At 44.3% G+C, this 8,375-nt stretch carries 11 protein-coding genes; 8 read left to right on the top strand and 3 right to left on the bottom strand.

Features of this window, described 5'->3' with window-relative positions; translation table 11 throughout:
* Positions 1-424: IS630 family transposase (locus tag J3492_RS00855; RefSeq protein ID WP_207988744.1), on the bottom strand; the 424-nt coding region annotated here is incomplete at its 3' end.
* Entirely contained in the window at positions 408-761 is a 354-nt protein-coding gene (locus J3492_RS00850; protein ID WP_207988742.1) for an IS630 transposase-related protein, read from the bottom strand. The genes J3492_RS00850 and J3492_RS00855, both read right to left, overlap by 17 nt.
* Before the next feature lie 63 nt (positions 762-824).
* On the opposite strand from J3492_RS00850, the gene J3492_RS00845 reads away from it, so the two are divergent.
* The 6 genes from J3492_RS00845 (at position 825) to yfaE (ending at position 3,609) form a co-directional block, all read left to right on the top strand.
* Positions 825-1,064 (top strand): hypothetical protein, encoded by a 240-nt coding sequence (locus tag J3492_RS00845; RefSeq protein ID WP_207988740.1) that lies wholly within the window; start codon positions 825-827, stop codon positions 1,062-1,064.
* 109 nt (positions 1,065-1,173) lie between these two features.
* Positions 1,174-1,425 carry a type II toxin-antitoxin system Phd/YefM family antitoxin gene (locus J3492_RS00840; RefSeq protein WP_207970013.1) on the top strand — a complete coding sequence of 84 codons (252 nt, stop codon included), beginning with the start codon at positions 1,174-1,176 and terminating at the stop codon, positions 1,423-1,425.
* Positions 1,415-1,702, top strand: coding sequence for a type II toxin-antitoxin system RelE family toxin (locus J3492_RS00835; RefSeq protein WP_207988738.1), 288 nt, complete (start codon positions 1,415-1,417; stop codon positions 1,700-1,702). Before J3492_RS00840 ends, J3492_RS00835 begins: the two co-directional genes overlap by 11 nt.
* 40 nt (positions 1,703-1,742) lie before the next feature.
* Complete coding sequence (locus J3492_RS00830) at positions 1,743-2,102, top strand: hypothetical protein (RefSeq protein WP_207988736.1); 360 nt, start codon at positions 1,743-1,745, stop codon at positions 2,100-2,102.
* 52 nt (positions 2,103-2,154) lie between these two features.
* Positions 2,155-3,288, top strand: coding sequence for a class Ia ribonucleoside-diphosphate reductase subunit beta (gene nrdB, locus J3492_RS00825; RefSeq protein ID WP_207988734.1), 1,134 nt, complete (start codon positions 2,155-2,157; stop codon positions 3,286-3,288).
* 54 nt (positions 3,289-3,342) lie between these two features.
* On the top strand, positions 3,343-3,609 hold the full coding sequence (gene yfaE / locus J3492_RS00820; protein ID WP_207988732.1) for a class I ribonucleotide reductase maintenance protein YfaE: 267 nt from the start codon (positions 3,343-3,345) through the stop codon (positions 3,607-3,609).
* A 109-nt stretch (positions 3,610-3,718) separates the two neighbouring features.
* Here yfaE and J3492_RS00815 read toward each other — a convergent pair whose 3' ends face one another.
* Positions 3,719-5,041, bottom strand: coding sequence for a S1C family serine protease (locus tag J3492_RS00815; protein WP_207988730.1), 1,323 nt, complete (start codon positions 5,039-5,041; stop codon positions 3,719-3,721).
* A gap of 308 nt (positions 5,042-5,349) precedes the next feature.
* On the opposite strand from J3492_RS00815, the gene J3492_RS00810 reads away from it, so the two are divergent.
* Together J3492_RS00810 and J3492_RS00805 are read left to right on the top strand one after the other, a co-directional pair.
* Complete coding sequence (locus tag J3492_RS00810; protein ID WP_207988728.1) at positions 5,350-6,189, top strand: Nif3-like dinuclear metal center hexameric protein; 840 nt, start codon at positions 5,350-5,352, stop codon at positions 6,187-6,189.
* Between the two features lie 912 nt (positions 6,190-7,101).
* On the top strand, positions 7,102-8,319 hold the full coding sequence (locus J3492_RS00805; protein WP_207988726.1) for an MltF family protein: 1,218 nt from the start codon (positions 7,102-7,104) through the stop codon (positions 8,317-8,319).
* Positions 8,320-8,375 lie beyond the last annotated feature (56 nt).

Genomic DNA, 8,375 nt, shown 5'->3' with positions numbered 1-8,375 from the left:
CTTGTGCCCATTTTTTCTCAATGGGGTTAAGATCAGGGCTATAGGGTGGCAGCCATAGAATGCGATGACCATGTCTGTTGAGCAGTTTTTGGATACGTCTGCTTTTATGAAACCTAGCGTTATCCATAACGATCACGCATTTAGTCTTGAGACTTGGAATAAGTGTGATCTTACACCAGTCATAAAATATATTGCTATTGATATTCTGTTCAAAGTAATCAAGCGCAAACAGCATCTTGTTATAAAGAGCACCGATGACGTTAGTTCTCTTTTTTGCTTGCCAGTTGTAGCTGTCGATACAGGGTGTACCAATCGGTGCATAGCCATGAGAGCGGATGGTCTCGTGCTCAAAGCCGCTTTCATCCATATAGATAATGGGATAGCCTTGCTGCGTAAAGCGATCAAGTTTACTCTGATAAGCCACTCTTTTTATCAGGCAGGCTTTTGGATGCTCTAAGGTCTTTTTTTTGACTGATACCTAGACGTTTTAAAGCAGTGTGCATGCCGGTCTTACTACAGTTGAATCGCCTAGCTCGCTCGTACAGATAATCGTCTGGATATTGTTCAACGTCTTTTAAGAGTGCTTCATTCGGTATTTTAGTTGGTGATTTATCTCGAGTTTGTTTGATACTTGGGTTTCTCAGCCAGCGCTGTAATGCGGTTTTGCTAACATTATAGAAAGTACAAGCCTGACGGATACTCATGTCTTTGTTTTTGACACTTTTAATCACTTGTGCTCGAAAATCTGCTGAATAGGTCATTTGTTCTTCTGCTATTTCGCTTGCTTTAAAACGATTGTATCTTATTTAAAAAGAACTAACTATATGTCACAACAAGAGTTAGAGGACTATTTTATTGACTTTTCTAAGAAGTTAACTCTTTGGGCCTCTCCTGAAGTTATTATTGCATGGTCAAAATTTCGTAATAATGCTAATAATGACAGCACCGATACTCTATCAAATGTTGATAACATCTATCGTGCTATGAGAAAAGATTTGGGAAATAGTAATAAAGGTTTAAATAACAAAGCTATTATAAACTTGTATCTAAATGAACAAGTTTAACGGTGCGCAAAGTACACTCTACAAAATATATAGATTAACAATTAAAACCCAATTTTCATGCTAAAATTAGACCTATATTTAGAGCATAATTTTAGCGGGAGAATGAATCATGCAACCGATATTTGCGACACAGACAGCCAGTATCTCAGAGCTTAAGACCAACCCTTCGGCACTGATTAAGCAGTCGGATGGTGAGTCTGTAGCTATTTTAAACCACAATAAACCTGTGGCTTATTTAGTTTCAACCGATATGTATGAGCGCATGATGGAGGCGATGGACGATATGGCACTTAGCCAAACCGCTAATGCTCGCATGAATGACGGGCAGACACCGGTAAAGGTTACGCTCGATGACTTATAGTCTTGAGTTTCATCCTTTAGCATTAAAAGAGTGGAAAAAGCTAGCGCCCAGCATTCAGCAGCAGTTTAAAAAAAAGCTGCTGCAGCGATTATCAAACCCACGTGTGCCTGCGTCAAAACTCTCGGGGCATCCAGATACCTATAAAATCAAATTACGTACTGTAGGCTATCGTTTGGTCTATAGCGTCAAAGATGACGTCGTGGTGGTTTATGTGCTGGCCGTCGGCAAAAGAGAAAACAGCAAAGTATATGACAGCCTTGCAGTGCGCCAACCATGATTGAAACACAGACAGAATAAAAACGACGGAGGTCATAAACGTGCAATATACCGCAATCATCAAAGACGGTGGTTTGTTTATTCCCAATGTATTTTCCGACCTAAACGATGGCGGCTCGCACATCGTCCAAGTAGAGGTCGACATCGAGGCTGTGCGTCAGCAACTCACAAATCACGAAAAACCCAAAGCAACAGAAGCAAAGAAGCCAGCAGCAAAAAAACAAGCCAGAAAACCAGCCAAAAAAGAGAACCCGATAGCATCAGAGGTGGAGCTAGATACAATACGCAAAAGCGCTGTCGACGAGCTGGCTGCATTAGACGATACCGAGCTGAGCGAAATATTTAAAGCTTATATGAACGACGGACAAGCACCAGAACAAATATCGCTAGAAAACCTATAATACAATCAAATCCATATCAACCAATAACCGTAACACTTATAAAGGTAGAACAATGACTTATTCCGTGTTTTCTCAGAATCCAAACAACGCTTTGACAGAACCGATGTTTTTCGGTCAGCCCGTCAACGTCGCCCGCTATGACCAACAAAAGCACCCTATCTTTGAGCAGCTGATCGAAAAGCAACTGTCGTTTTTTTGGCGTCCTGAGGAAGTCGATGTCTCTCGTGACCGTATCGACTACGGCAACCTATCATCGCACGAACAGCATATTTTTATCAGTAACCTAAAGTATCAGACCCTGCTCGACTCTATTCAAGGTCGTAGCCCAAACGTGGTGCTATTACCGCTAGTGTCTATCCCTGAGCTGGAGACGTGGATTGAGACATGGACATTTTCTGAGACCATTCACTCACGCAGCTACACCCATATCATTCGTAACATCGTCAACGATCCGGGCGTGATATTCGATGATATCATGCAAAACGAACATATCTTAGAGCGTGCCTCCGACATCGCTCATTATTATGACGACTTATATTACAACTCACAGCTGTTTAACCTCTATGGTCCAGGTACACATACCGTCAATGGTAAAGAAATCACCGTAAACCTAAAAACCCTCAAAAAGCAACTGTATCTGTGCATCATGGCGGTCAACGTCCTAGAAGCGATTCGCTTTTATGTGTCATTTGCCTGCTCATTCGCCTTTGCCGAGCGTAAGCTGATGGAAGGTAACGCTAAGATCATTAAGCTGATCGCTCGTGATGAGGCGCTGCACTGTACCGGTACTCAGCACATGCTGAATCTGATGCGCAATGGCAAAGACGACCCCGAAATGGTCGAAATTGCTAACGAGTGCTACGAAGAGAGCTTGGCAATCTTTACCAGTGCCGCTGAGCAAGAAAAAGCCTGGGCAGGATATTTATTTAAAGACGGCTCAATGATTGGGCTAAATGAAGACATTCTTTGCCAGTATATTGAGTACATCACCAACTTGCGTATGGAAGCGGTGGGCTTGCCCGCAGCGTTTCCGAATTCAAAATCCAACCCAATCCCTTGGATCAATACTTGGTTGTCGTCTGATAATGTGCAAGTCGCCCCACAAGAGACAGAGATCAGCTCGTACTTGGTGGGTCAGATTGATTCTGACTTGTCAGAGAGTGATTTTGATGACTTTGAATTATAATGGGTTCTATCATCCCGTAACTTTTGACCATATCCAAACATTATAAGGTGGACCATGACTTGGGTTAAGACCAGTAAAAAAAAGTTCTACTTGCATGACGATGAAAGTCTGCTCGACGGACTACTGCGCACTGGCCATGACATAGAGTATCAATGCCGTGAGGGGTATTGTGGCAGCTGCCGTGTGCGCTGTATCACAAACTCCCATCCTGTTGAGTATCCATTCCCGCCGCTGGCAATGATAGAAGAAGATGAGATCTTGCCATGCTGCTGCCGTGTACAAGGGGTGATTCACATCAATCACGAACCGATTATTACTTAAAACCCATTAGCTTTGTTGCACAACCCTACTATAAGAACGCCAAAAGCCCGCTACTTTAAGATAGCGGGCTTTTAGTATCAGTATCAATCAGTATTGAGCTATACAGTATCTATTGAGGTAAGCCATCCTCATCAAACAACTTCATCAGCTCCTCACGCAGACGATAACGCTCCTCTTCTGACATCATCGGGGCGTCTGGGTTATCCAAATGCGGGTTATCTTCTTGGCCCCCTAGCCTTTCATCATGAAACAGCGTAGGCGGTTCGACAGCTTCTTGAGTAGGACGCTCCTCTAGTCGCACTTTGACTTGCCCGTTTTTACCATCACGCAGTATCTGAGTATTGAGCTCAGTATTAGGCGACTTACGTGCCACATATTGGATCAGTGTATTGGCGTCTGTCATCTCGACCCCATCAATTGCCAAGATGATGTCACCTGCTTGCAAGCCACTCTTGTCAGCAGGACCTTGTCTGACGACGTTTAGCACTTCCACACCGGTTGAGGTCTCAAGCTGGGTTGGGTCACGTAGCTGTGACTGAATCTCAATACCCAACCAACCACGGCTGACCCGCCCATCTTCAATCAAGGCGTTCATCACCTGCTCAACGATGGCTGTCGGAATCGCAAAGCCAATACCCATCGAGCCACCAGAGCGAGAGAATATCACCGTATTAATCCCGACCAGCTCACCACGGGCATCGACCAACGCCCCGCCAGAGTTACCCGGATTGATGGCAGCGTCTGTTTGGATAAAGTCTTCAAACTTGTTTACCCCAAGCCCAGTACGGCCTGTCGCCGAAATGATTCCTTGAGTAACGGTCTGACCGACACCGAACGGGTTACCAATGGCCAGCGCCACATCACCCACTCGAATGGGATTTTCTCGAAAGCCAAGCGGTTTAAGGCCGTTCATATCGACCTTAATCACAGCCAAATCACTGTCAGGGTCGGTTCCGACAATGCTGGCCCGACTCTTACGGCCATCATTAAAAGACACAGTAATTTCATCAGCCTTTTCGATCACATGAGCATTAGTGACGATATAACCATCCTCTGATACGATAACCCCAGAGCCTAGATTAGTGTTCTCATTGCCCTGCGAGGGTCCACCATGAAACTCAAAAAAACGGCGTAATACAGGGTCATTCATATATGGATGCTCAGCCATCTTTTGGGTGGTATAAATATTGACCACCGACTGCGAAGCAAGCGCAACCGCATCATGATAAGACGAGACCGGCTCTGGCGTATCCACGACTGGCTCTGGCAGCTGCTGTTCCACTGGGGTCCTTGGTGGTTCCCATGTCGCCTGTGGCGGCGTTTTCATACTCATGAATAGCCAAACAAACCCAGCCGTCACGACCAGCAATAACAGCCATGGCAACCATTTCCATAATGTTGATTTGTCGTTGGCATTTTTAGATGACGACATATAAAAAAACCCCTATAAGTGTGGTACGGTCAGACGGTGATAAAACAAGTACAGTGAGACGGTTGGTCGTTGATCAGTTAGATCCCAAGCAAGATCTATCCAAAAACACAGACTCACATACGCAAATTATAACTGGCAGTAGCATAAAATAATAACGTATCGTGTACCTTTTCAGTTATGGGGGTTGTCTTCTCATTTACAACATCATGTTAAGATGACGATCATAACGTGGTCTATTGACCCTTATCATGTAATATTCATTATATAAAAACGTCTTTGACAGAACTTCATTAAAACAGGACATCATAATGACTGCTAAAACACATGTAACAAAATCCACTACTACAGAAATCACTGCACAAGCTTTGACCCAGTTTTGCGATGAGTATCTCTCTGCAAGCGCCTTTAAAGACTATGCGCCGAATGGCTTACAAGTCGATGGTGGCAAACCCATCAAACGCATCATCACAGGGGTGACGGCTTGTGAAGCCCTAATCGATGCTGCTATTGCAGACAACGCCGACGCCATCATGGTACATCATGGTTATTTTTGGAAAGGTGAGCCTGCACCTATCACAGGCATGAAAGGTCGCCGTATCCGCAAGCTGATGCAACACGGCATCTCTATGATTGGCTATCACCTTCCCCTTGACGCTCACCCTATCATCGGCAATAACGCCACCCTCGCTGACATGCTAGACATGACGATTACTGGCGCGCTCTACCCTCATGAACCCCACCCTGTTGGCAATATCGCTGTATGTACGCCGCAAAGTGCAGAAACCCTGATTCATACCATAACCAAAGCATTATGCCGTGTACCCCTACATATCTCAGGTAATGGTGAATACTCTACTCATCAATCAGAGCAGACAACTGGCACCGCTGCAAAAATGATTGAGCGTGTGGGCATCTGTACGGGCGGGGCACAAGATATGATTGAGCAAGCTGCAGCGATGGGCTGTGATGCTTATATTTCTGGTGAAATATCAGAGCGTACCACGCATAGTGCGCGTGAGCTTGGTATTGATTACTTTGCATGCGGTCATCATGCTACTGAACGTGGTGGCATTCAGGCGTTGGGTTCACTGGTGGCCCAGCATTTTGACCTACCCGTTACCTTTGTTGATATTGATAACCCGGCCTAAAAACACCAGCCTAGGGTCTGATAGGTCAGTGTGCTATAATACGCCCCTGCTTTTATCTGGCAGCTGTTGCGCAGCCCTCAAAACCGCAACATAGACTAAAACGACAATGAGTATTCTGTTAATTTTTTAAGGGTTTTTATTAAGTTGGCTTACTTTATAACCACTTTTATCGTCACTTTCCTTGAATATATTATCGGATAGCCATATATAGTTTAGTTGTAAAACCGCGTTCTGTCATGAAACGTCCCATTTATTATAGCTTCCGGTTATGGTATCAAATAACGGATATGGTATGGTTTTGACATCTATATCCGCAATTTGGTATCGCAATATATGACAGTATGACCCTAGAGCTTTGTTTGTTGCTGATGAACTGACAACGTACAAAGCAAAAGGATTGACTGTGGTGATATTGCTGAGTGATAGTCTCTTGATCGTAGACCACGCAGAGCTGATAAGCTCTGCAGGTAGCGCTTAAGAGGCATACAATAAATATAGCTTTTATGGCTAGTGAATAACGACAAACGATTCACTGGTCAAACCGCTATTACTGTCACAACGATCGTCTCAATAACTTATTCATGACCTTACTGATGTCCAGCTTGGTTATGTGATGTGGTCAATACGATTATACGCCACCATCTCATAATTAAACCCACTATCCCTATCTGCACTTTATTTAGTGTTTGATAGAGGCTGATAGTTGGGGTTAATCGTTATCTATAACTGCCTGTCAGGTGTCTGACCGATATGTAGATAACGTCTATGCTGTGACAGGAGAATGACATCCTCTTGCAATTTATGAGTGTCATTCTTTTAAGAGGCCCGCTTAGTATTATCTGCTGTGTAGATAATATGATTAAGTCGGGGCTGCTTTATGGTAAGCAGGATGGCTAAGATTAGGAGACATCCATGCAGCGTATTACTTATCGTGTAAAAGTATCTGCACAAGGTGCCAAACGCCGTATTTCTTATCTACTGCGTCCGAGCAAGCGCATACTTAACACCAGAAGTAACCTCGTTTCATCCGTTCCCCCTGTAACTCGTACGACGACGTCTCGTTTTGCCAAGACGAAAAAAATGGCACAAGTTTCTAGTATTGCGCTTCTCTCATTACCCGCTGAGAGCCTCACAACGATGGACTCGAAAGTTCCGGCATATGATCAGGTCATGTTAGAGGAAACCTTAACTATCGCTGCCGTCCCAGGCGACAGTACTTATTTTGCTACTGATGGCTTCCAGCATGGTTTTGGCTTTGATTTAGTGCGCGGTTATGCCGATGAGCTTGGCGTCGATATAAATCTAAAAGCATATGCCGATGAAGAAGCGGCGCTGAGAGCGCTCAAGTCTGGAGATGCTGACATGGCGTTGACCACGGCTAGTACCCAGCTAAAAAGCAAGCTTAATCTCTCCTCTATCAATGTCAGTTGTGGTTATGATGCCAGCTTAACAGACAATGGGCTGCACCCTAAGGTCAGCTGGTCGTTTAATCAAACTGACGACCCATTATCACAAAAAGCCAGTTATTTTTTATGCGATAGCATCAAGATTGGGGACACGCAAAAACTCGCTGCTTTTTATAATCAAAAACTGCTAAAAGACGCTTATAGCCAAGATCATTTTAAAAAGACGCTTATAGAACAGCTGCCAAACTATCAATCCTCATTTGAAGAGCAAGCACGTAATTACAATCATGATTGGGAACTGCTGGTGGCGATGGGTTACCAAGAGTCTCATCTAGATGCCAATGCGGTATCACCGACTGGCGTACGGGGACTAATGATGCTGACCAACAGTACAGCCAAGGCGATGGGCGTCTCCAATCGTGTCGATCCTTATCAAAGTATCGGGGGCGGTGCACGCTATCTAGAAGAGATGAAACAAAGCTTTTCTGATGTACCCAAGACGGATCGTATCTGGTTTGCTCTAGCGGCTTATAATATGGGCCCCAATGCAGTAAAACGCATTCAGCGCAAACTGAGTGAGCAAGGTCTTGATGATAAGAGCTGGGCTAACGTCTATACCTACTTATCAGAAAATAGAGCCTCTAATAGTCGTTATGGTCAAGCAATGCATTATGTCAGCAATATTAGAAGCTATCTTGAAACCATCAAAACCCGTATGGTTTAATAGACAGGTAAATAAAGTGCTTCCATATAAAAAGCGGCTCTTAGATATAAGAGCCG

The organism is Psychrobacter coccoides, from assembly GCF_017498085.1.
GTDB lineage: Bacteria > Pseudomonadota > Gammaproteobacteria > Pseudomonadales > Moraxellaceae > Psychrobacter > Psychrobacter coccoides.
Note: the sequence above shows the minus strand (reverse complement) of the source record. Positions and strands in the feature narration are given on the sequence as shown.